Below are 22,483 nucleotides of genomic sequence, written 5' to 3'. Positions count from 1 at the left end.
AGGCGTAAAAAAAGAGGACAGAATGTCCTCTTTTTATCTAATCTATATAGATTAGTGTGCAGCAGAAGCAGCAGCAACGTCAGAAGCAGCAGCAGCAACGTCAGAAGCAGCAGCAGCAACGTCAGAAGCAGCAGCATCAACAGCTACAGAAGCAGCAGCAGTAGCTTCAGAAGCTGCAGCTACAGCTTCAGAAGCAGCAGCAGGAGCTTCTTCTTTCTTAGAACAACCAACGAAAGCTAAAGTAGCAGCTACAGCAGCAGCAACAGCAAATTTTTTGAATAACATGGCATCACTCTCACAAAAAAGATTTGAGATTAAAAAAACCTAAGTTGGACTGTTTTGCTTTTATTATTCCTAAAACGTAGCTAGGTAACAACGCATGGAGCAGTCTAACTGGTCTGCCGCTATGCTATCACTGCAAATGCTGAAATACTACTGTCGTCTGTCAAAAAAATGTATGAAAAACAGAAAAACAGTCTGTTTTTTAACAGAAAAAAACAATCAATCAGCTTGAGTGTATTGGAAAAGGTAGAGATAAACTACTAAAAAACTTATTTTTTTTAATTCAAAAATAATTATTATCAAAAGCTTATAAGTAAAATTACATAAAAAACTGCAAAATGTATTTTTGTGTAAAGCTTGTCAACCAAATAAAAAGCCACTCAAAAGAGTGGCTTTTTATTGAAGATTAATCGATTAAGTTGAGGCTTTACGCTTCATTTGATCGAAGAAATCATCATTTGTTTTGGTTTCTTTCATACGATCAAGTAAGAATTCCATTGCCGCCAACTCATCCATAGGATGAAGAAGTTTACGGAGGATCCATACTTTACGTAAGTTATCATCATCCATTAAACGCTCTTCACGACGAGTGCCAGATTTCTTAATATTCATAGCAGGGAAGACGCGTTTTTCAGCAATACGACGATCAAGTGTAATCTCTTGGTTACCTGTACCTTTGAATTCCTCATAAATTACGTCATCCATTTTACTGCCTGTTTCAATCAAAGCAGTTGAAATGATCGTAAGAGATCCGCCTTCTTCAATATTACGTGCAGCACCGAAGAAACGTTTAGGGCGCTCTAATGCATGAGCATCTACACCACCAGTTAATACTTTACCTGATGATGGGATAACGGTGTTGTAAGCACGAGCAAGACGGGTAATAGAGTCAAGAAGAATCACAACGTCTTTTTTATGTTCAACAAGACGTTTTGCTTTTTCAATTACCATTTCTGCAACTTGTACGTGGCGAGCAGGAGCTTCATCAAATGTTGAAGCAATGACTTCACCGCGAACAGTACGTTCCATTTCAGTTACTTCTTCTGGACGCTCGTCAATTAATAGAACAATCAGGAATACTTCAGGATTGTTTCTAACAATAGATTGAGCAATATTTTGAAGTAACATTGTTTTACCCGCTTTTGGCGGTGCAACAATAATAGAACGTTGCCCTTTACCAATTGGCGCAACTAAGTCAACAACACGAGCAGTTAAGTCTTCTGTCGTACCATTACCGAGTTCCATAACCAATTGTTCAGTTGGGAAAAGGGGTGTTAAGTTTTCAAATAAAATTTTATTTCGAGAATTTTCTGGCGTGTCATAGTTAATCTGGTTAACTTTGAGCAACGCAAAATAACGCTCACCTTCTTTTGGAGGGCGAATAGTACCTGTGATGGTATCACCTGTACGCAAGTTAAAGCGTCGGATTTGTGAAGGACTCACATAAATATCATCCGGACCTGCTAAATACGAACCTGCCGCAGAGCGCAAAAAACCAAAACCATCAGAGAGAATTTCAAGAACGCCATCACCAAAAATTTCTTCGCCATTCATTGCATGGCGTTTCAAAATGGCAAAGATAATATCTTGCTTTCGGTTACGAGCCATACCTTCCAGGCCCATAAATTCAGCAATTTTAATTAATTCACCAATTGGTTTTTTCTTGAGTTCAGTTAAATTCATAAGGGTCAGAATTAGGAAAGAGTAGAGTGTGGTTTAAAAAGAAGAAAAATCGCTCGCATACAAAAAAGATTATCGCAATTGTATTTACACAATAACAATTCAGAAGTCTGATTGATTGTTTCGAAGAAAAATGTGAAAAAACAATTTCTGTTGCCGAGTGGCGATCTTTATGTTTGTGTCTTGTAAGAAGCCGGACGAAGATGATTCCCTTCAGTGCCTCTTGAGCATGCAATATAAGCCAGCTTAGTTAATTTGTCAATTTATAGCCGAAAAAAATACGCTATAAAAAAGTATAGCGTATTTTCATTCTTAGCATTTTGACTTAAACATTTTCATCAATAAAGCTAACAAGTTTAGAGCGAGGTACAGCACCAATTTGTTGAGCTACAACTTCACCATTTTTGAAAAGTAATAAAGCAGGAATATTACGGATATTGTATTTCACCGCAATATCTTCGCAAGAAGTTACATCAACTTTAACAATTTTTACTTTACCAGCATATTCACTTGATAGGTCTTCAAGAACAGGTGCAATTGCTTTACAAGGTGCACACCAACCTGCCCAGAAGTCAACAAGTACAGGTGTTTCAGCGTCTAGAACATCTGCTTGGAAGTTATCATCAGTTGTATTTACAATAGTCGCAGACATGGTACGGCTCCAATTTTTAGAAAAAGTGCTATTACTACAGGAGAAATTATCTCTATCAGTATTACATAGCTACTTAGTTCAATGTAAGGGTTTGATGCTATTATTCAAGGCTTAACTAAATTTGTCTAATGGATGCTCACGATATTCATCATCGGCTTGTACAATCGTTTAACAATTAGAAAAATATCGATGGCTATTAATTGTTGATGAAAATGGCTTTTCAATTGCATTCTTGTGAATTACTCTAGGCGTGAATTGTTATGGGTTTAGTTCAATAATGTCTGACTTTCTGATTGATGAAGAATTACTTGCCGCCATAGATATGGGGTCGAACAGCTTTCACCTTGCAATTGCACGGGTAGATCATGGTGAAGTTAAAAAAGTTGCTTCGATGTCAGAAAAAGTACAGCTTGCAGCTGGTTTAGATGAAAATAAAAATTTAACAGAAGCCGCGCAGCAACGTGGTTTAGCATGTCTAGCCCGTTTTGTTGGAAGATTGAGCTCTGTTCAACCTAATCGTTTACGAATCGTGGCTACGAATGCCTTGCGTCAGGCAAAAAATGGTCATGAATTTATTCAAAAAGCTGCAGAAATTTTACCTAAACCTATTGAAATTATTGCAGGACGAGAAGAAGCCCGCCTGATCTATTTAGGTGTATCACATACCATGGCGAATGGTGGGCGTCGCTTAGTTGTTGATATTGGTGGTGGTTCTACCGAATTCATTATCGGTGAAGAGTTTGAACCTATTTACACCGAGTCATTACAAATGGGTTGTGTGGCTTATACAACGGCCTATTTTTCTGATGGCGAAATCACACAAAAAGCATTTGATAAGGCCGTAGTTGCTGCTCGTAAAGAACTTTCTGCTATTGCAACGACTTATAAAATGGAAGGATGGGATACGGTTGTTGGTTCGAGTGGAACAATTAAAGCCTGTCGCCAAATTATGGTCAATATGGGCTTAAGTGATGAACAAGAAAATGTCACTCGAGAAGGCCTCTATAAACTTAAAGATAAATTACTTAAGTTTAAAAATGTTTCTGAAATTGATTTTGAAGGACTAAGAGAAGATCGACGAGCAGTTTTGCCAGCCGGATTGGCAATTTTGTACGCAGTTTTTGAAGTTTTAGAAATTGATCGTTTGGCATATTCTGATGGTGCATTACGCGAAGGTGTGATGTATGACCTGTTAGGTCGATTTAAACATGAAGATATCCGTGATCGTAGTGTACAGGCCTTAATGGGGCGTTATAACGCCGATCCGAAGCAAGCAGAAAGAGTTGTAAACACAGCACAACAATTATTTGATGGTGTTGCGAAATCTCTTAATTTAACGAGTGAAGACAGTGACTTACTGCGTCGAGCTGCTTATTTGCATGAAATTGGTTTAGCAATTAGTCATGGTGGTTATCATCGCCACGGTGCTTATTTATTACAGCACTCAGATATTCCAGGTTTCTCGCAAATCGACCAAAATCATCTTTCACATTTAGTGGCTCACCATCGTCGTAAATTGCGAAATGATGTAAAAAACGAAATTTTGAAGGCTGGTGGTCATAAATTACTTTACTTAAGTTTATTACTTCGCCTAGCAGTTTTACTCAACCATAGTCGAAGTGATCAGATGCTTCCTGCCATTGAACTGACCATCATAAATGATCAACAATGGCAGCTTAGTGTTTCTGGTGATGCCAAACAATGGCCATTGTTAGTTGCCGACTTGCACGATGAGCAAGAGCAGTTTAAGCATTGGGACATTGAATTGAATATTCAGTCGGAAAAATTTATCGATTAAAGGGATAATATTCGACCTATGAAAAAATCTACTCAGTCCAAAGCTTGGACAACGGTTCAAATTGCACGTCATCCTGAACGTCCGCAGTTTCTAGATTATGTCGGTGAAATCTTTACAGAGTTTGACGCCTTGCATGGTGATCGTTTGTTTGGTGACGATGGTGCGATGGTAGGTGGTCTTGCTCGTTTTGACGGTCAACCTGTGATGGTCATTGGACAACACCGTGGTCGTAGTACCCGTGAAAAATTAAAGCATAACTTCGGTATGGCTAACCCTGAAGGTTACCGTAAATCTCAACGCCTATTAGATATGGCTGAGCGTTTTAATCTTCCGGTCTTCACTTTTATTGATACGATGGGTGCTTACCCAGGTGTTGGTGCTGAAGAGCGTGGACAAGCTGAAGCAATTGCTACTAGCCTTGCTCAACTTTCAAGCTTGAAAGTTCCTGTTGTTGCAACAGTACTAGGTGAAGGTGGTTCTGGTGGTGCTTTAGGGATTGGTGTTGCTGACAGAGTCATTATGTTGTCACACAGTATCTATTCTGTGATTTCACCAGAAGGTTGTGCATCTATTTTGTGGAAAACTGCTGAAAAAGCGGCTCAAGCAAGCGAAGCTTTAGGTTTGACAGCAGACAAATTACAATCTCTAGGTATTGTTGAATATGTAGTAGATGAAGGCGAAGGGGCGCATTTAGACCCTGAGCAAGTCATGCAAAACCTAAAAGTAGTTTTGAAGCAAGCTTTGGATGAGTTGCTACCAATGGATGCAAATGAACGATGCGAAGAACGTTATCAACGTTTAATGAAGTTTGGCAGCGCAAATTTAGGCATAATGTCTTAAAGCAGGCTCAACTATTTTCAGAAAATAGTTCTTTTCTTATTGGATGTAGTGGTGGCATGGATTCTATGCTGCTACTACATTTGATGTCTCAAATTTTCCCTCAAAAGATCCGAGTAATTTATATCGACCATCAACTGCAATCACAAAGTGCAGAGTGGGGGAAACTAGTCGCTGAACAAGCTGCTCGTTTAGATATTCCTTTTATTATTCAAAAAGTTCAGGTTACCGATGGTAATTTGGAAGCTCAAGCACGTCAGGCACGTTATCAAGCTTATCTACAGCATTTGCAAGCGAATGAAACTTTAGTACTTGCTCATCATCAGCAAGATCAGGCTGAAACGGTAATACTACGTTTATTATCGGGTGCAGGTGTTGATGGATTAGCCGCAATGCAATCTGTGGATTACCGTGTAGACATGACGATTTGGCGTCCTTTTTTAGACTTATCTCGTGAGCAAATTGCTGATTGGGCTACTCAACTTGAAATTGCGTATGTAAATGACCCGACAAATTACGATATTCATTATGATCGGGCGTGGTCGCGTGAGGAACTTTGGCCATTTTTACAAAACAGATTTCCTAAAATGCAGCAAGCACTGAGCCGAACCAGTTATCTCATGCAAGATGCTTCTGAAATTTTAGAAGAAGTTTTGAAAGCTGATTTAAAACATTGTGGTACTGCTGAGTGTCTAGACTTAACTAAACTTTTAGACTTATCAGTTGCCCGTCAACGTCAATTACTTTCAGTTTGGATGAAAGGTGATGGGCAATATCGACCTGCATTTGAAATGGTTGAGCGTTTAAAAAATGAAGTGATTGACTCAAAGTCTGATGCACAGGCAGCATTACACTGGAATCAGTTTTACTATGTCCGTTATCAACACCATCTTTATAGATTGAGTAAGCAAGTTTTTCTTGCTGAAAAATTAAACCCGGTTGAAGTAGAGTGGGAGCATCATTTCCAAATGGGGGAAATAGTGCATTACGCTTCAGGGCGTTTTCAGATTACACAAAAAAATATCGGTTTGGCTCCATCTTTATTAAATAAAAAATTGACAATAATTCGACGCCAAGGTGGAGAAAAAGTCCACTTATATGGTCGTGTTGGACAATGGCCATTAAAAAAAGCAATTCAAGAAGCACATATTTTGCCTTGGCTTCGTCATACAATTCAAATATTAGTCATAGATAATGTTATGCTTGGGGTTTTTACACCGAAAGGATTTTGGTTGGCTCAGTCTCCGTATTGTGAGCAAGGAGGATGGCAACCAGATTTAATTTCTCATTCTTGTAATCTGGTAAATGGCGAATATGGTTATGGCAAGTGCAGTAAATTGTAATATCTGTTTTATTGGTGGCGGTAATATGGCCCAAGCGTTAATTGGCGGGCTCATTTCAAGAGGTTTACCACCGACACGTATTACCGTTTCAGATCCTGTTGAGCAGATCCGTCAATTATTACAAGAAAAAGAAGTCCATGTAACACAAGATAACGTGGCTGCAATTCAAAATGCTGATGTTGTCGTTCTAGCGGTAAAGCCGCAAGTTTTGGCGACTGTTTTACGTCCGTTGAAAGGTCTGTTATCAGATAAATTAGTCATTTCAATTATTGCTGGTGCTGAAATTCAAACGATATCAAACTTAATTGATAGCAATCGAATTGTTCGCGTTATGCCGAATACCCCAGCTCTAGTTCAAACTGGCGCGCACGGTATCTATGCAAATGATGTAGTAGGTACTTCGGATCGTGAATTAACAAGTCAGATTTTAGCGGCCACAGGCTTAACAATTTGGGTAAACTCCGAAGCTCAAATTGATGCGGTAACAGCAGTTTCTGGTTCAGGTCCTGCATATTTCTTCTATCTGATGGAAAGTATGATCCGTGCAGGTAAGAATTTAGGACTGGATGAAAAAGTTGCAACTGCGTTAACTCTTCAAACGGCGTTAGGTGCAGCTCAAATGGCAATTACCAGTTCAAACACTCCATCTGAACTTCGTAAGAATGTGACATCGCCAAATGGTACCACACAAGCCGCACTTGAAGTTTTTGACCGTGCACAAATCTCCCAAAATATTCAATCTGCATTGGCTGCTGCACAGAAGCGTAGCCAAGAATTGGCTCAAGAATTGAGTGACAGTGCGAAATAGCTTAAATAGGATAAGACAACTATGGGTGCAAATTCTGCGCTAATTTTTGGAATTTTAATTAATGTCGCGATTTTATTGGTCTTTTTCCGTTTTTTAATGCAATTGGCGGCAGTAAGTCCTTATAATCCTGTGGTTTTATCGACTGTAAAGGCGACTAAAATTGTTGATATTTTTGGCCGAATTTTTCCGACGGTCGCAAAAGGCCGATTTAATTTAGCTGCGCTAGCTCTTTTAATTATTTTGTATTTACTGAAAATTTTCGGTGTGATGTATCTTTCTGGTTCTATGCCAAATAGTCCGATTCATTTAGTGATTCTGACATTTGTGACTATGATTCAGGACTTGATCCGTTTCTGCCGTTATTTAATTTTTGCAACAATCATTTTGAGTTGGGTGGTTATGTTCACTCAATCGCGTTCACCTTATATTGAGGTGATTCAAGATTTAGCTGAACCATTGCTCGCGCCATTCCGTCGTTTATTGCCTAATATGGGAATGATTGACTTATCACCAATTTTGGCTTTTTTGGCGCTCTATATTGCCGAAATTTTAATGAATGAAGTTGCTAAAGTTCTCTTAACTGGTCTTTAAGCTAACTCAAAAAAAGGGCTGTATTTCATAGCCCTTTTTTATTTCTATTAATTAATGGGCGTCATCCCAGTTTTGTCCTTGTCCTACTTCAACCACTAAAGGCACGGAAATTTCTACAACAGATTCCATGACTTTTGCGATTTGTTTGGAAAGTTCTTCAGCAATGTTTTGATCGGCTTCAAAAACTAATTCATCGTGTACTTGAAGAAGTAACTTGGCTTGATCTTTTGGCAAGATTTTATCGACTTCAATCATCGCAATTTTAATAATATCAGCTGCACTACCTTGTAAAGGTGCATTGATTGCAGCACGTTCGGCAGCCTTACGCACCATCACATTTCGTGCATCAATATCTGGTGTATAAAGACGACGGCCTAAAATAGTTTCAACAAAGCCTTGCTCTGATGCAACTTGACGCGTGCGTTGCATATATTCATAGATGCCAGGGTAGCGTTGGAAATATTGCTTAATATAATTTTGCGATTCTTGACGTGTGAAACCTAACTGACGAATCAAACCAAACTCAGACATACCATACAGTAGACCAAAGTTTACTGCCTTAGCTTGACGACGTTGGTCATTGGTTACATCTTCAATTGCAATGCCTAATACTTCTGCCGCAGTACGGCGGTGAACGTCTTGTCCGTGCTGGAACGCATGTACTAAAGCATCATCTTGAGAAAAATGTGCCATTAAACGCAGTTCAATTTGCGAGTAATCGGCAGCTAATAAAACTCGGCCTTCTGGTGCAATGAATGCTTTACGAATTTGACGGCCAATTTGTCTACGAATTGGAATATTTTGTAAGTTAGGATCAGAAGAGGAGAGGCGACCTGTCGCTGTAAGTGCTTGATGATAGCTCGTATGCACACGATGAGTGTCGTTATGAGATTGCTCTACTAGACGGTCCGTATAGGTACTTTTTAGCTTTGCCAAACCACGATGCTCTAGAATAATTTCCGCTAAAGGATGTTCAATCTTTTCTAAAACACTTTCACTGGTGCTGTATTGTCCAGTTGCAGTTTTTTTACCGCCTTTGATTCCTAATTTATCAAATAAGATTTCGCCTACTTGCTTAGGTGAAGCGATATTAAAAGTTTCATCTGCAATTTCCATAGCCTGATTTTCAAGGCCTTCCATGGTTTTTGCAAATTCAACACTTAATTTATCTAAGAAAGCATGATCTAAACGAATACCATCTTCTTCCATGCCTGATAAAATTCGGGCAACCGGCATTTCGATGTTATATAAAATATTTTCTAACTCAGGAAATGGCTTAAGTTTGTTTGAAAGTACTTCATACAAGCGATAGGTCACATGTGCATCTTCTGCTGCATAGTGGGCAGCAACTTCAATCTCAATTTGATTAAAAGTCTTTTGTTTAGCACCTTTACCAGCAATTTGTTCAAAAGTGGTGGTTAAGTGACTTAAGTAGACACGAGCAACATCGTCCATGCCGTGACGAGTTGCTGCTGCATTTAGTACATAAGATGCCAGCATGCTATCGAAATACCAGCCTTTAAGGTCTATACCGTGATTAGCAAAGATATGGGCATCATATTTAAGATGATGACCGATTTTTTTAACCGCTTCATTTTCTAATACAGGCTTAATTAGAGCCAGAATTTGTTCACGGTCCAGTTGCTGCGGTGCATTTTCATAATTATGCGCTAAAGGCACATAGTAAGCATCTTGCGCATCAAAAGCGATTGAAAAACCAACCATCTCGGCAATACGGTAATCAAGGCTTGTAGTTTCTGTATCAATGGCAAAATGATCAGCATTTTGCATGCGTTGCAAGAGTTGATCCCATGCTTCTTGAGTTAAAACAGTATGATAATTTGCAGTCCCAAGCTGGTCATCTTGACTAGTTAAGCTTGCCTGATCTTCGGTTTCTATAGCGTCAGCCGGTTTAACTTCATCTTGAACCACTACTTGTGAAACTTGTTGTTTATAAGTAGAGCTGTTTGGATTATTCGGATGATCAAGCGACTGTAACTGATTTCTAAACTCAAGCTCAGTATAGAGGTTACGTAAAGCATCAACATTTGGATCAGTGAGTTTTAGTTCATGCCAGTCGAGTTCTAAAGGAAGATCACAGACAATGCTAGCTAACTGGTGATCAAGCTTAATATTGTCTAAATTATCTTTAATATTTTGGCTAATCTTACCTTTAAGTTGATCAGCATTGGCAATGATATTCTCTAAAGTGCCATATTCGGTCAGTAACTTAGCGGCTGTTTTTGCCCCTACGCCTGGAACACCCATAATACCGTCGGATGCATCACCCATTAGTGTTAAATAGTCGATAATCTGATTTGGCCAAACGCCAAATTTTTCAAAAACACCGTCGGTGTCCATTACACGATCTTTAAAGCTATCTTCAAGTTTGACATGATCATTGACGAGCTGAGCCATGTCTTTATCTCCAGTTGAGATAAGTACATGATGCCCTTCAAGCACGGCACGTTTAGCAAGTGTACCGATAATGTCATCTGCCTCAGCGCCTGGAAGACTATATAAAGGAATGCCTTGGGCTTTAATTAATGCATGTAAATATGGAATCTGTTGAGATAACTCTTCAGGCATGGTTGGGCGATCACCTTTATAAATAGGTGAAAGCTTATGACGGAAAGTTGGCTCAGGCGTATCAAAAATTACGGCCATATGCGTCGGTTGCATACGACGCATAAGTTTTTGAATCGCAGAAATTGCTCCACGTATTGCATTGGTATGTAACCCTGTAGAGGTCGTCAATGGTGGTAATGCATGATATGCACGAAATAAAAAATAGGACCCATCAACCAAGACAAATGGTGGCATTGAACAATTCCTTAATTTGAATTACGGGTATTTTACGTGAAAACGGCCATGAATGCAGGATTATGATTTTTGCAGTATTTTGTATGTATAAATATACGCTTGTATTGGCTTGAAGTAAGATGACATCTAATGAAGGTGTCATATTGCTAAGCCCATGTATAAAAAAGACAAACAGGGAATGATCATTGTTTTGATCGCTTTGACTTTGTTTTTAGCCATTTCAATTGGTTTTAAATTTCAGAGTGCTGTTGCTGCTTTATCTATTGCACTCGTGGTAGTACTGGTTCAGTTATTATCAAATCTGCATCAGCGTCTGACTCATTTAGAACAACAGTTTTCTAAGCAGAAAAAACCACTTTATTCTATTCATACACAAACAATAGTGATTTATGCAGCCGCCTTGGTTGCATTAGTTGCTTATATGAATCACTGGATGTGGATTGCTGGTGGGGCATTGCTGGTTTTATTGTTATGTTTAGTTCAAACGATTAGTGCGTTTCATACTCGACTGTTATACCTCGAGTCAGTAAAACAAACTGTTCATGTAAATGAAACTCTACAAACAGAAATTATAACTCCAGCGGTAGTGCAAGTTGATTCCAATAGTACAGACACGTTAATTCCTGTTGAAACATCAGTTTTAAATCAAGAAGAACAACCAGTTCCTGTAAAAACTGCATGGTGGCAACCAGCAGTCGACTGGATGGTTCATGGCAATCCAATTTTAAGAGTTGCCGTCGCCGTGTTGATGGTTGGGGTAGTGTTGTTATTGCGTTTTGCAAGTGAGCACTGGCAATTAAGTTTAGGTGTGAAACTTGGTTTTATTGCAATTGCGGGAGGTGTATTAACGGCATTTGGTTATAGCTTGCAAAGGAAAAATCAACTTTTTGCTGTGGCATTGCAGGGTGTAGGGCTAGCTGTTGTATTCCTAACACTCGTGTTCTCGCATCATTTTGGTGTAATTGCCAATCTAACTACAGCGAGTATTCTGTTTACTATCTTATTGGCTATTACGGTATTCCTGAGTTTAAAACAACAAGCTATTTATTTGGCAATTTTAGCACTCGGCATGGCTTATGCAGCACCTTTAGTTATTCCACAATATCGTCCGGATGTAGTCTTCCTATTTAGCTACTACTTAGTCATTAACTTAGCAGTTGCTGCGGTTAATTTTATTCAACCATGGAAAATCTTAAATCAGATTGCTTTCTTTGCCACAATGTTTATTGGTGGTAGTGCGATAGGTTTTTATGCGGAACCAGCAAAATTTGACACATTAGACTGGATTTTATGGCTACATATAGCTCTGTTTATTTGGCTTAGTGTCCGTTATAGCCAAAATATATCTCGATTTTCAGCACGTGAACAACAAGAAGGCATTCGTTTACCTCCGCTCTTGGATGTTGGTCTTATTTTTAGTGTGCCTGTACTAGGCTTTACGCTACATGCCTATTTAGTTCATGAGTCTACTCAAGCATTGACGATTGGTGCTGCTGTTTTGGCTGGTACCTATGCGATATTAACTTTCTGGATCAAAAAGACCCATCCTCAACTTTCAGTTCTTGCCAAAAGCTTTTTCATCCTCGCCGTTGCATTTTTTGCTTTAATCTTTCCACTCGCGAAAGGGGCACATTGGACTGCAATTGGCTGGGTTGCTCAAGGTACGGCCCTTATTGTATGGGGAGTAACTGAGCGCTACTGTTTGAGCCGATATATTGGTGTAATTTTAGTTTTACTCAGTTCAGTTGCATTGTTTTATCAATTTTGGGCGAATGCAGAGTTCCCGACGCTAAGCACAAGCATTTATGCAATTGCCCAATTCATTTCAGCCTATTATTTATTGCAATACAACAGTAAAGAGCAACACTATTTTAGTGCCAGCATGTTTAGTGGCATTTTCTTATGCTTAGGTATGTATGCAGGCGCTATTGCTGGTATAGAAATTTTGGCATGGCAACATCATGGCTTAAGCCCATATTTGATGATTGCGATACTATTATTATCAATATTTAGTGTAGTGGTTCACTATAAACTAAGGGTCCAATGGCAGAGTCTACAGTTAGGTTTAATTAGTCTGTTATTGTTGTTAATTTTGGGTGAAGCCTTTACTAGTCAAGTATTCAGCATGTTTAAATGGCCGAGTATATTACAGCAGGGTACTTTCCTCATCACAGCAATGCTTCTTAGTGCCTTATTTGTTATGGCTCAACCGCAATCAGGTCAGTTTGGATCTTTAAAGGTCTGGTCTGGTTTGAGCTGGTTAGCATTAGCAACGGTTGGTTTGGCAATATTTCCACAAATGCCACTTGTTGCTCTGGCTTTTGTTCCTGTGGTTTATTCCCTTTGGGCGTATAAAGCTAATAAAACTACCTTGTTACATCAAATTCCAGTGTGGTGTTTAAGCTTACTTTGGTTGCTAGTAGTGAGCGTAGACCGGCATTCTGCTGAGTACCTTTACTTTGTTCCTTTGATTAACTTAACTGACTTCCTTTCAATTTCAGTATTTGCTGGTCTACTCTTTATTATTTATCAGCATGCTTTTGATCAAGATAAATCACTGGAGTGGACTTTTAAAATTACAACAATTCTAGTAGGGTTGTTGGTGTTTAGTAGTGTGGTGGTTAGAGGCTTGCACCATTACTGGGCAACACCACTCTGGAGTGCTGCAATTTGGACAAATGGAATAGTACAGTTAAGTCTGACATTGCTTTGGGTAATCTTGGCATTCATTTTAACTACATTCTCTAGTAGAAAAATGATTCGTCAATTGTGGTTTGTAGGTGCTGCGCTTTTAGGGATTGTCGTATTAAAACTGATTTTACTAGATCTATCGCAAAGTGCCACTTTAACTCGAGTCATTTCATTTATTGGCGCGGGTGGGGTAATGTTGATTATTGCTTATCTTGCGCCATTACCACCATCATCCGCTGTACAGAAAAATGAAGAGCCTAAGCTTTAGGCTCTCGATTTAATTCTTTTTGATTGCTGTATTGATCGATATCATCTTCAGCAAAAACACTAGATGGTCGATCAATCAAGCCCATTTTAGGAACAGGGATTTCGATTCGGTTATCTAAAAATCCATTTCGAATTCTTTCTTGCATCTCATCTCGAACTTTTAAAGAGTTCTCTTGTCGACACCACATTGTAAATAAAAGCTCAATTGATGATTCTCTGAATGCAGTAACTGTAACAGCGGGTTTAGGATCATCTAAAACAAGAGGATAATGAGCTGCTACATTCAGTAGAACCTCGCGAACTTTAATGATGTCTTCATGGAAGTTAATTGCAAGTGTAATTGGAATACGTCGTATAGGATATTTAGATAAGTTGTGCACGGGAGCACGAATGAGTTGTTCGTTTGGCAAACGAATATAGACATTGTCTAATGTAAGCAGCTTAACCGAAAGTAAATCAATCGAGATCACTTCACCTTCAATTGTATTTCCACGAATGAGCGTAATCTGGATCGTATCACCGACTTCAAATGAACCTTCACCAATCAAAAATAAACCACTAATCAAGTTGCTGGCTGATGTTTGTGATGCGAAACCGAGCGCTACGGTTAAAATCCCTGCCGCGCCAAGAAACACACTCAGTTTAAAACCAGCTTCTTTTAAACTCGTCATAATGAAGAGTAAGAAAATGAAATAAAAAATACCACGGCGCCACACCAGACGTTGATGAGCATTAAAACGTGAGCCAATGGTTCTAATAAACGTATTCGAAATAATACGAGCAAGAACAAAGCCAATGAAACACAGTACAACAGCGACTAAAATTTCACTAATACGTTCGGTATTAATATTGGTAAATATGCTTTTGAGGCTATCAGCGATATCTTTTGGAATATTTGAATCAGCCATATAACCCTCTTAAAAGAATGAATCAAACATATTGAATAATGCTCCACCAGGTGAACGTGGTGGGTGAACATAGGTCACTTCACCAGCAAGAGGAGGCGTACGGTTTTCAATACGAATACGTGCGGGACGATCAGAACCTTCATAATAAACTTTAATTTGAGAAGTCCATAAACGACCAGTACTTTCACTATAAAAAAGAGGAAGGGCCGTAACTGGCACATTCATACGATCAAAGCGTAATTGATGATTACTGGTGTTGTGAAAATCAATCGGTGTAACCGCACGAAAAGCTCGAGGTGTTAACAGGTTTAAATCGGTACGCCCATCTACAGAAGTGGCATAACAAATTTCACCTTGCTGGGCATTAGGACCAAACCATGTATCTTTAGGTTGAATCACAGGAATCTCAAACAAAGGCTCATGCTGACTTTCAACTAAACCTGCAATCCATAGTGGTGTACTTATATATAGAGTCCCACGTTGTCCCGCTGGAATGTAGATAGGATCAACGGGTTTAATGACTACAGAACGGTCTGCCAGACGGGGCATAAGTAAAAATTCTGGATTAGTTTTCCGAAACATGTAGCGTTCTACTTGAACAGTATGCGGAAAGGCAAAGTTCGGATCGGCAATTGGATGCCAATCTTGCTCATTATCGTCTTGAAGAGAGGGGCGATAATATTCAATACGCCATTCTTTTATACCGCGCGTTAGACGAAAAAGCATTGAACCAAATTGCCATGCTTTAGACTGATTAATTTCAAAGCGCTGTTCTCCCCACCATTTTAAGGAATTCTGGGGGCGAGGCTGATATTCATTATTTTCAAACAAGACGTAAAATTCCTCTACCGAGTTGTTAAACAGACTTCACGCTGTAATCTGCTTAGAGTACACTCAAAATCATCTTACTCATCATTATAAATTGTGATGCAAATATTGAAACAAATACAAGTTCCATATAGTTTTGCCAAGCGTCATGGTGTTTTATTTCGTTATGACGGTGATCAAGTATTTATTATTAGACGTCAAAACACTGAAAAAATTGCATTGCAGGAAGCAAGACGAATTCTAGGTAAGCCAGCTCATTTCCAATTATGTACTGAACAAGAATTTAATACGCTCTTAAGTACAAGCTATGCCGGAGATACAGGGGAATCACAACAAGTTGCAGCAGGTTTAGAAGATCATCCTGATTTATTAAGTTTGGCCGATCAGGTTCCTGAGACAGAAGATTTGATGGATCAGGAAGATGATGCGCCTATTGTTCGTCTGATTAATGCGCTACTTTCTGAGGCAATTCGAGTAGGAGCTTCTGATATTCACATTGAAGCTTTCGAAAAGAAATTATCTGTACGATTACGTGTAGATGGCCAATTACGTGAAGTTGTACAGCCGCGCCGTGAGTTGGCACCGTTGCTGGTTTCACGTATTAAAGTCATGGCAAAACTCGATATTGCAGAAAAGCGTGTGCCGCAAGATGGGCGTATTTCTTTACGTCTTGCAGGCCGAGAAGTAGATGTTCGTGTTTCGACTTTACCATCTTCACATGGTGAAAGGGTTGTAATGCGTTTGCTCGATAAGCAAGCTGGTCGACTTAATATGATCCACTTGGGATTAATGGCAAATGACTACGAGCGTTTAACTCAGTTAGTACATCGTCCTCATGGCATTATTTTGGTCACAGGCCCTACAGGTTCGGGGAAAACAACGACTTTATATGCAGCTTTATCTGATCTAAATGATAATACGCGCAACATCTTAACTGCCGAAGATCCGATTGAATATCAACTTGAAGGCATTGGTCAAACACAAGTCAATACCAAAGTGGATATGACGTTTGCTCGCGCTTTAAAAGCAATGTTGCGTCAAGATCCAGATGTAGTGATGGTAGGTGAGATTCGTGACTTGGAAACAGCTGAAATTGCAGTACAAGCATCGTTAACTGGACATTTGGTTTTATCGACACTACATACCAATACAGCTATTGGTGCGGTTACTCGACTTAAAGATATGGGGATTGAACCCTTCTTATTATCAAGCTCTTTAATTGGGGTGATTGCTCAACGTTTGGTTCGTACTTTATGTCCACATTGTATGACATGGCGTGAAGCTGATACTTTTGAAAAACAGGTTTTTCAACATATTCATAATGAACCTTTGTTGCAGTTACCTGAAGCCAAAGGATGTGATCATTGCTCACATTTAGGCTTTAATGGACGTACAGCCATTTATGAAATCGTACCTGTTGATGAGCCAATGCGTCGCCTTATTCATGGCAATGCGGCTGAATATGAGTTAGAAAATCATGCTCGTCAGTATTCGGGTTCTATTCGTGATGATGGTTTACGCAAAGTACTTACAGGTAAAACCACACTTGAAGAAGTACTTCGAGTAACCAATGAAGCAAGTGAAGTATAATTTGTAATCTGCAATAAAAATGCCCGATATGATTCGGGCATTTTTTAAACTTAAAAAATTACTCAGTCACAATATTAAAAGTTACATCAATATTGTTACGAGTTGCATTTGAATATGGGCAAACAATATGAGCTGCTGCAACTAACTTTTCAGCTTCTTCACGGTCCATACCCACTAAGTAAACATTTAAAGTTACTTCGATGCTAAAACCTGTAGGAATTGGACCAATACCCACTTCACCTTCTACATAAGCATCTTTGCTAATATTAAATTTATCGCGGTTTGCAACAAATTTTAAAGCTCCTAAAAAGCATGCTGAATAGCCAGCTGCAAATAATTGCTCAGGGTTTGTTACGGCACCACCAGCGCCACCCATTTCTTTAGGTACGCCAAGTTGTACATCTAATACACCGTCAGATGAAGTTGCACGGCCATCACGACCACCGGTTGCTTTAGCTTTTGCGCGATAAACAACTTTTTCTAATGACATCGTTTTTATTCCTAAAATAAATTGAATACAAATATATCGTACACGACTTAATTATTTTGACAAGTATATTTTTTGAAAAAATTGCTGTTTATTTGACTAGGTTTGTACGGAGTTTGGTAAGTTGATCTTTCAGGCCTAATAGTGTTGTCATATCACATGAACTTGCTTCTAGTACACCTGCTGGAATATCCAATGCTTGATCTTTTAATTTTTTTCCTTCATCGCTAAGTGTAATAATCACTTGTCTCTCGTCTTGAGTTGAGCGGGTACGATGAAGCAAATGCAGGGCTTGTAACTTTTTCAAGATAGGAGTGAGGGTGGATGATTCTAAAAAAAGTTTAGCTCCAATTTCTGAAACAGTCACTTCATCTTGCTCCCATAACACTAACATCACTAAATATTGGGGGTAGGTAAGCCCCAAAGGCGCGAGAAGTTTTCTGTAGAGTTGATTAAGCGCTAAATTTGTTGAATAAATGAGGAAACATAATTGATTCTCAAGCTTTAAGTTTTGACAGTCTTGGTCCATATATTCCTCAAAGAAACTCATATTGCTTTTGTAGTATATCGCGTTCTATTCAGTTTCTTAAATGTTCATCAGAATAGGTTATGAATAAAGTAAATTAAGAGACATAAAAAATGGAATAATTAATCCAATTATTCCATAACATAAAAATATTTTAGATAAAATTGTCTACCACAGATCTGCAATTTTTTTCATTAAACGCGCACGATATTTAGCGGTAGGATTATTTGCATTGCGTTGTTGCTCTTGTTCATAAAAATCTTGCCATGCAGTAATCATTTCAAGCGTTGTTCCTTGTTTTTTAATCATAGAAACATCTGCTGGCTGAATATTTTCTAAACGTTGTCTTGCGCCTTCTGCACCCGTTCCCCATCCAATTATTCTCTGGCCAAATGCAGGCAAAGGAATATCTTTAGGAGTAGAGGGGAGAATATCTGATTTGAGCTGTGCCGTTGGTGAAACGAAATGATTCGTTGTCCCAAACTCAGCATAACAATGAATATTTGCCCCCAAGCAAAAAAAGCTAAATAAGTATTTCCACATGAATAATTAAACTTTTAATAGTGAATTAATTTACGGTGTGTCATTAGAGGCATTGAAGAGCGGACGAGATCTTGCGCCGTTAGATCAAAGGGTACAGTAATTAAACCATTTCCTTCATATCCAACCATACTTAAAATTTGGCCACGACTATCAGTTGCCCCAGAGTGTCCCCAGGTCTGTCGTTTTTCACCATGCCAGCCCTGTTGTGCTGCACCTAAAACATAACATTGGCTATCCATTGCCCGAGCTTGTAACAAAAGCTGCCAGTGCATTTGTCCAGTTGTATAGGTAAATGCAGCAGGGGCAGTAAGAATATGAGCGCCTTGTTGTCTTAGCGTTAGAGCAAGCTCTGGAAAACGCAAGTCATAACATACCATTAAGCCAATATTGCCAAAAGGGGTAGATGTGACTACTACGTCTGTTCCTGGTTCAAAGAAACGAGACTCCTGATAACCACCAACAGCATCACCAACTTGTACATCAAATAAATGGATCTTGTCATAACGCGCTTCTGTACGCTCAGGACTAATACAGAGGCTAACAGTTCGGACGCGACCATCTTGAATAGTGGAACCATCTGGACGGAATGGGCAAGGTAAGGTGCCAGCCACAATCCAGATTTGATATTGATGTGCGAGTTTCTCAAGCCTTTGTTGAATAGATTCAAATTGCTCAGCAGTTTCACGTTGTTTTCCAGCAGCAAAACATACAAAGTTTTCGGGGAAAACAATCAAACTGGCATTTTGTGCCTTGCTCTGTTGAATCAAAGACTCAATGACTTGAAAATTATTTTCAATATCATTTTGAGAGTTCATTTGAGCAACAGAAACGAGGGTCATATTCTAATCCGGCTTAATGGTGAAAATCAGGCATTTTGCTTGTCAGATACCTGTTCAAGCGTATCTTGTTCTTTCTGTAACTGCTTAACAAGTGGCTCAAACATATTCTGATTGTTTGCATTGAGTTTCATCAATGTCTTATGTGCATCCAGAACAGTTCTTAGCATTGCATTATGAGTGATTTGTTCATCTGTTAACGTTAATGTGCAAACGTTAGGATCACCACAATAATTCAAAATGACAAAAACCTGCCCTAGCCCCATACTGTTGGCTAAGGTTGTGATATCTGGATTGGTAGATAGCATCACAGCTTGAATATGATGAGTCTGTTTAAGCTTTAAACCCAACTTAGCTAGGATGCCTAATACAGTACTATCAATAAATGTTGTTTGGGTTAAATCAACGATTGCACCTACAACATTCTCTTGCTGTTCAATTCTGTTTAAAAGTTTGTCTAGACTTATACAAGAATGGGCTCGCACTTCACCAATAAGTTTGAAAATATGCGTTCCATTTAAACTTGCATATTCAACATGACCTGTTGACATATAAATGCCATTTTCAGAGAAGGATAGAAAAATTATCACATAGTGCCATCCCAGACTCAAGAGTCCTTAAGTCGTATATTATGTAATTAATTGATTCGTAAATTAATTCATTCGACAAAGACTGAAGATGGCAATATCGTCGGCCACATGATCGGGTGCTTGAAATGATTGATTTTGCAAATGATGGACCAATTGTTGGAACTGATCGTTTAAACCGCCATCAAAAGGTTCGAGGGCTCCGTCCGAGCAAACAATGAAGCGAGCATGGCGATTTAACGTACAAATATGCTCTTCAACTTCGAGTTCGTCAGTTAAACCTAGTGGGAAACTGCTCGTTGTTAGAATCTTCGGTGCCTGATTAGGCTCAAAAATGATAGGAGGAGGGTAGTGCCCAGCACTTGACCAGCGAAGAGTATGTGTTTCAAGGTTTAAAATACCCACCACAATCGTAATGTGCTTTTCGATATTTTCTTGAACTAGCATCCCATTTAATTTTTTTATTAATTGTCTTGGGGTTTTGGAGCGACCATGAAATGCTGCCATCCATGATGTTAATAAACTACTGGTTACACCATGACCTGAAACATCAGCAAGATAGAATAAAACTTCTTTATCATTTAATTTCCAATAGTCGTACCAATCACCGGAAAGATAAGCTGAAGGCTGAAAGAAAGTTTCGACTTCATAATTTAATAAATCAATTGGATTCGGCAATAAACGTTTTTGCAGTTCAGCAGCCGAAGGTAAATCACGACTATCTTGGTTACGCTTATATTGAGCATCAATTTTTGATAAGGCTTTATTTAAATCATTAGGTAACTGATTCCACACCCAGCCTGCAAGAGCACCTGCTTCCCATGCATGTGCCAAAGCGGTACCTTCATGTTCAAAAGCAATTACGACCGTTGGTAAATTCCATTTATAAGTTAGGAAATCTTGTACATCTGCAATTGCAATGATGGTTGGATCATATAAATCTAAATCATCTATGTTAATGACTTGTAAGCCTGGCAGTTTATCCAAAGCTTGCTCTAAATAAGGAATAGAGCGTGTCGGTTTAATAAAATACATAGAAGATATGGTAGTCCTTTTATATGATCACTTTATTCATCATAGAGTATGTATGATCAAAATCAAGGTATTGCCGAACTCTTAATCCAAGCAACACCTTTATTTCATGTTAAGGGTTTTGATTCTCATCTGGTGTATCTTCTGAGTCATCATCAATGAAAGATACGTCAGCTGAGTCACCTTTCTTCTCTGCAATTTGGAATGCTTTACGCTGGAGGTATAAGTCTCGAATCATAGCGTATTGATCACCTTGTAAGGTTTGATCTAAATCAAGATATTGAGCACGTGTATCCACGGCTTGTAATAGATTACTCGACCAATAAAGACCTTCTTGATCATCCATAACGTATTTTTGTGGGCGAGCTTGGGCATCTACTGCTAAACCAAAACCATCACGTAAGGTGCTTGGACCAAAAAAAGGCAACATAAGGAATGGGCCAGAAGGAACGCCATAGTAGCCAAGAGTTACACCAAAATTCTCTTCTTCAGTTGGTAAGCCTAAGCGACTTGCTGGGTCAGCCAAACCAAGAGTAGTTAAAGTGTTAATCGTAAATCGGCCTAAAGTTTTTGCTGCACGACCAGGGCGGCCTTGAATAAGCTGATTGACAGCATTCCATGGTTCACCAAGATTTTTACGGAACTGGCGATAAGAACCACGTACATCTTCTGGGGTTTTTTCTCTATATTGAACAGCAACTGGGCGTAAAAAATTGCGATCCAACATATCATTAAAAGAATAAATTGGACGGTTCAATGATTGCAAAGGATCTTTGACAAGATCTGGTTGAGCTGCATTTGCATTAATTTTTAAATCTTTAACTTTAATGTTTTTTAAATCTTTAATAATTTGTGAACGGGGATGGTTTGGCCCTGTTTCTTCTAATGAACTCGCATTAGCAGATTCACTTACCGTGTTTTCTTGAGCATATATAGAGGTACAAACACCTACAGATAACACGCTTAGTAAAATTAAATTAGAATAATTCATATAATTCCTTAACCGCCAGCCAGGCTAATACTTAATGTGCAGTTGGGTGGAGATATGTTTTAATACAAAATTGATAACCTATTATCAATGTAAAATTGATCAAATAATATAGATAAAATGCTAAAAAGGCTAAAAAACGAACATGTGGCAATATTAAATTAAAAAAGGGGTTGCCAAAGGTTTTTAATGGTCTATAATGCACATCCATCGGCGGTGATGCAGATAAGAACTTGTTGAAAAACAGTTACTTGGAATTAGATTGGTTGCTTTAAGTGATGAATTTGATGAGAAGTTGGTTTTGAGAATAAGTTTTAAAAATATCGAAATTACCTGTTGACTTTTAAGAGATTAAGAGTAATATAGCCGACCTAGCTTGCTGGTGA

General features: G+C 38.8%; 21 protein-coding genes. 8 read left to right on the top strand and 13 right to left on the bottom strand.

Annotated features, from left to right (window positions below):
* Positions 1-51: 51 nt before the first annotated feature.
* Positions 52-285 carry a hypothetical protein gene (locus F968_RS15590; protein ID WP_004794525.1) on the bottom strand — a complete coding sequence of 78 codons (234 nt, stop codon included), beginning with the start codon at positions 283-285 and terminating at the stop codon, positions 52-54.
* Positions 286-379: 94 nt separating this feature from the next.
* Here F968_RS15590 and F968_RS19985 point away from each other — a divergent pair, with 94 nt between their 5' ends.
* Positions 380-514, top strand: coding sequence for a hypothetical protein (locus F968_RS19985; protein ID WP_081399565.1), 135 nt, complete (start codon positions 380-382; stop codon positions 512-514).
* 182 nt (positions 515-696) lie between these two features.
* On the opposite strand, the gene rho is transcribed toward F968_RS19985, so the two are convergent.
* Positions 697-1,965 (bottom strand): transcription termination factor Rho, encoded by a 1,269-nt coding sequence (rho, locus tag F968_RS15585; RefSeq protein ID WP_004794523.1) that lies wholly within the window; start codon positions 1,963-1,965, stop codon positions 697-699.
* Positions 1,966-2,287: 322 nt separating this feature from the next.
* A complete protein-coding gene (gene trxA / locus F968_RS15580) occupies positions 2,288-2,614 on the bottom strand; it encodes a thioredoxin (protein WP_003655060.1) in 327 nt (108 codons plus the stop codon).
* Between the two features lie 277 nt (positions 2,615-2,891).
* Here trxA and ppx point away from each other — a divergent pair, with 277 nt between their 5' ends.
* Genes ppx through F968_RS15555 form a run of 5 tightly spaced genes read left to right on the top strand, consistent with a single transcriptional unit; the run spans position 2,892 to position 7,991 of the window.
* The gene (gene ppx, locus F968_RS15575) at positions 2,892-4,412 is read left to right on the top strand and encodes an exopolyphosphatase (protein ID WP_004794521.1); all 1,521 of its coding nucleotides are present in this window, start codon (positions 2,892-2,894) and stop codon (positions 4,410-4,412) included.
* 18 nt (positions 4,413-4,430) lie between these two features.
* Complete coding sequence (locus F968_RS15570) at positions 4,431-5,252, top strand: acetyl-CoA carboxylase carboxyltransferase subunit alpha (RefSeq protein ID WP_004794519.1); 822 nt, start codon at positions 4,431-4,433, stop codon at positions 5,250-5,252.
* Positions 5,189-6,592 carry a tRNA lysidine(34) synthetase TilS gene (gene tilS, locus F968_RS15565; protein ID WP_081399564.1) on the top strand — a complete coding sequence of 468 codons (1,404 nt, stop codon included), beginning with the start codon at positions 5,189-5,191 and terminating at the stop codon, positions 6,590-6,592. Before F968_RS15570 ends, tilS begins: the two co-directional genes overlap by 64 nt.
* Positions 6,564-7,400, top strand: a complete 837-nt coding sequence (proC, locus tag F968_RS15560) for a pyrroline-5-carboxylate reductase (RefSeq protein WP_081399200.1) — start codon at positions 6,564-6,566, stop codon at positions 7,398-7,400. Before tilS ends, proC begins: the two co-directional genes overlap by 29 nt.
* A gap of 21 nt (positions 7,401-7,421) precedes the next feature.
* The gene (locus tag F968_RS15555; protein WP_004794512.1) at positions 7,422-7,991 is read left to right on the top strand and encodes a YggT family protein; all 570 of its coding nucleotides are present in this window, start codon (positions 7,422-7,424) and stop codon (positions 7,989-7,991) included.
* A gap of 51 nt (positions 7,992-8,042) precedes the next feature.
* On the opposite strand, the gene polA is transcribed toward F968_RS15555, so the two are convergent.
* A complete protein-coding gene (polA, locus tag F968_RS15550) occupies positions 8,043-10,814 on the bottom strand; it encodes a DNA polymerase I (protein ID WP_004794510.1) in 2,772 nt (923 codons plus the stop codon).
* 154 nt (positions 10,815-10,968) lie between these two features.
* Here polA and F968_RS15545 point away from each other — a divergent pair, with 154 nt between their 5' ends.
* Positions 10,969-13,773, top strand: coding sequence for a DUF2339 domain-containing protein (locus F968_RS15545; RefSeq protein WP_004794507.1), 2,805 nt, complete (start codon positions 10,969-10,971; stop codon positions 13,771-13,773).
* Here F968_RS15545 and F968_RS15540 read toward each other — a convergent pair.
* On the bottom strand, positions 13,763-14,680 hold the full coding sequence (locus tag F968_RS15540; protein WP_004794505.1) for a mechanosensitive ion channel family protein: 918 nt from the start codon (positions 14,678-14,680) through the stop codon (positions 13,763-13,765). The two genes, F968_RS15545 and F968_RS15540, sit on opposite strands and share 11 nt — an antisense overlap.
* 9 nt (positions 14,681-14,689) lie before the next feature.
* Positions 14,690-15,511: a hypothetical protein gene (locus F968_RS15535; protein WP_004794502.1), complete on the bottom strand. Its 822-nt coding sequence runs from the start codon at positions 15,509-15,511 to the stop codon at positions 14,690-14,692.
* 96 nt (positions 15,512-15,607) lie between these two features.
* On the opposite strand from F968_RS15535, the gene gspE reads away from it, so the two are divergent.
* Positions 15,608-17,098, top strand: a complete 1,491-nt coding sequence (gene gspE / locus F968_RS15530) for a type II secretion system ATPase GspE (RefSeq protein WP_004794500.1) — start codon at positions 15,608-15,610, stop codon at positions 17,096-17,098.
* A gap of 58 nt (positions 17,099-17,156) precedes the next feature.
* On the opposite strand, the gene F968_RS15525 is transcribed toward gspE, so the two are convergent.
* The 7 genes from F968_RS15525 to F968_RS15495 form a co-directional block, all read right to left on the bottom strand.
* On the bottom strand, positions 17,157-17,588 hold the full coding sequence (locus F968_RS15525) for an organic hydroperoxide resistance protein (RefSeq protein WP_002117290.1): 432 nt from the start codon (positions 17,586-17,588) through the stop codon (positions 17,157-17,159).
* An 88-nt stretch (positions 17,589-17,676) separates the two neighbouring features.
* The gene (locus tag F968_RS15520) at positions 17,677-18,114 is read right to left on the bottom strand and encodes a MarR family winged helix-turn-helix transcriptional regulator (RefSeq protein WP_004794498.1); all 438 of its coding nucleotides are present in this window, start codon (positions 18,112-18,114) and stop codon (positions 17,677-17,679) included.
* Positions 18,115-18,279: 165 nt separating this feature from the next.
* Complete coding sequence (locus F968_RS15515) at positions 18,280-18,654, bottom strand: DUF4951 domain-containing protein (protein WP_004794496.1); 375 nt, start codon at positions 18,652-18,654, stop codon at positions 18,280-18,282.
* A gap of 14 nt (positions 18,655-18,668) precedes the next feature.
* Positions 18,669-19,493, bottom strand: coding sequence for a carbon-nitrogen hydrolase family protein (locus F968_RS15510; RefSeq protein ID WP_004794494.1), 825 nt, complete (start codon positions 19,491-19,493; stop codon positions 18,669-18,671).
* A gap of 26 nt (positions 19,494-19,519) precedes the next feature.
* Positions 19,520-20,041, bottom strand: a complete 522-nt coding sequence (gene gigB / locus F968_RS15505; RefSeq protein ID WP_002117273.1) for an anti-anti-sigma factor GigB — start codon at positions 20,039-20,041, stop codon at positions 19,520-19,522.
* A 102-nt stretch (positions 20,042-20,143) separates the two neighbouring features.
* Complete coding sequence (gene gigA, locus F968_RS15500; protein WP_004794492.1) at positions 20,144-21,112, bottom strand: RsbU family protein phosphatase GigA; 969 nt, start codon at positions 21,110-21,112, stop codon at positions 20,144-20,146.
* Between the two features lie 109 nt (positions 21,113-21,221).
* Complete coding sequence (locus tag F968_RS15495) at positions 21,222-22,100, bottom strand: MlaA family lipoprotein (RefSeq protein WP_004794490.1); 879 nt, start codon at positions 22,098-22,100, stop codon at positions 21,222-21,224.
* Between the last annotated feature and the right edge of the window lie 383 nt (positions 22,101-22,483).

The organism is Acinetobacter sp. NIPH 817 (assembly GCF_000368405.1).
Taxonomy (GTDB): domain Bacteria; phylum Pseudomonadota; class Gammaproteobacteria; order Pseudomonadales; family Moraxellaceae; genus Acinetobacter.
Note: the sequence above shows the minus strand (reverse complement) of the source record. Positions and strands in the feature narration are given on the sequence as shown.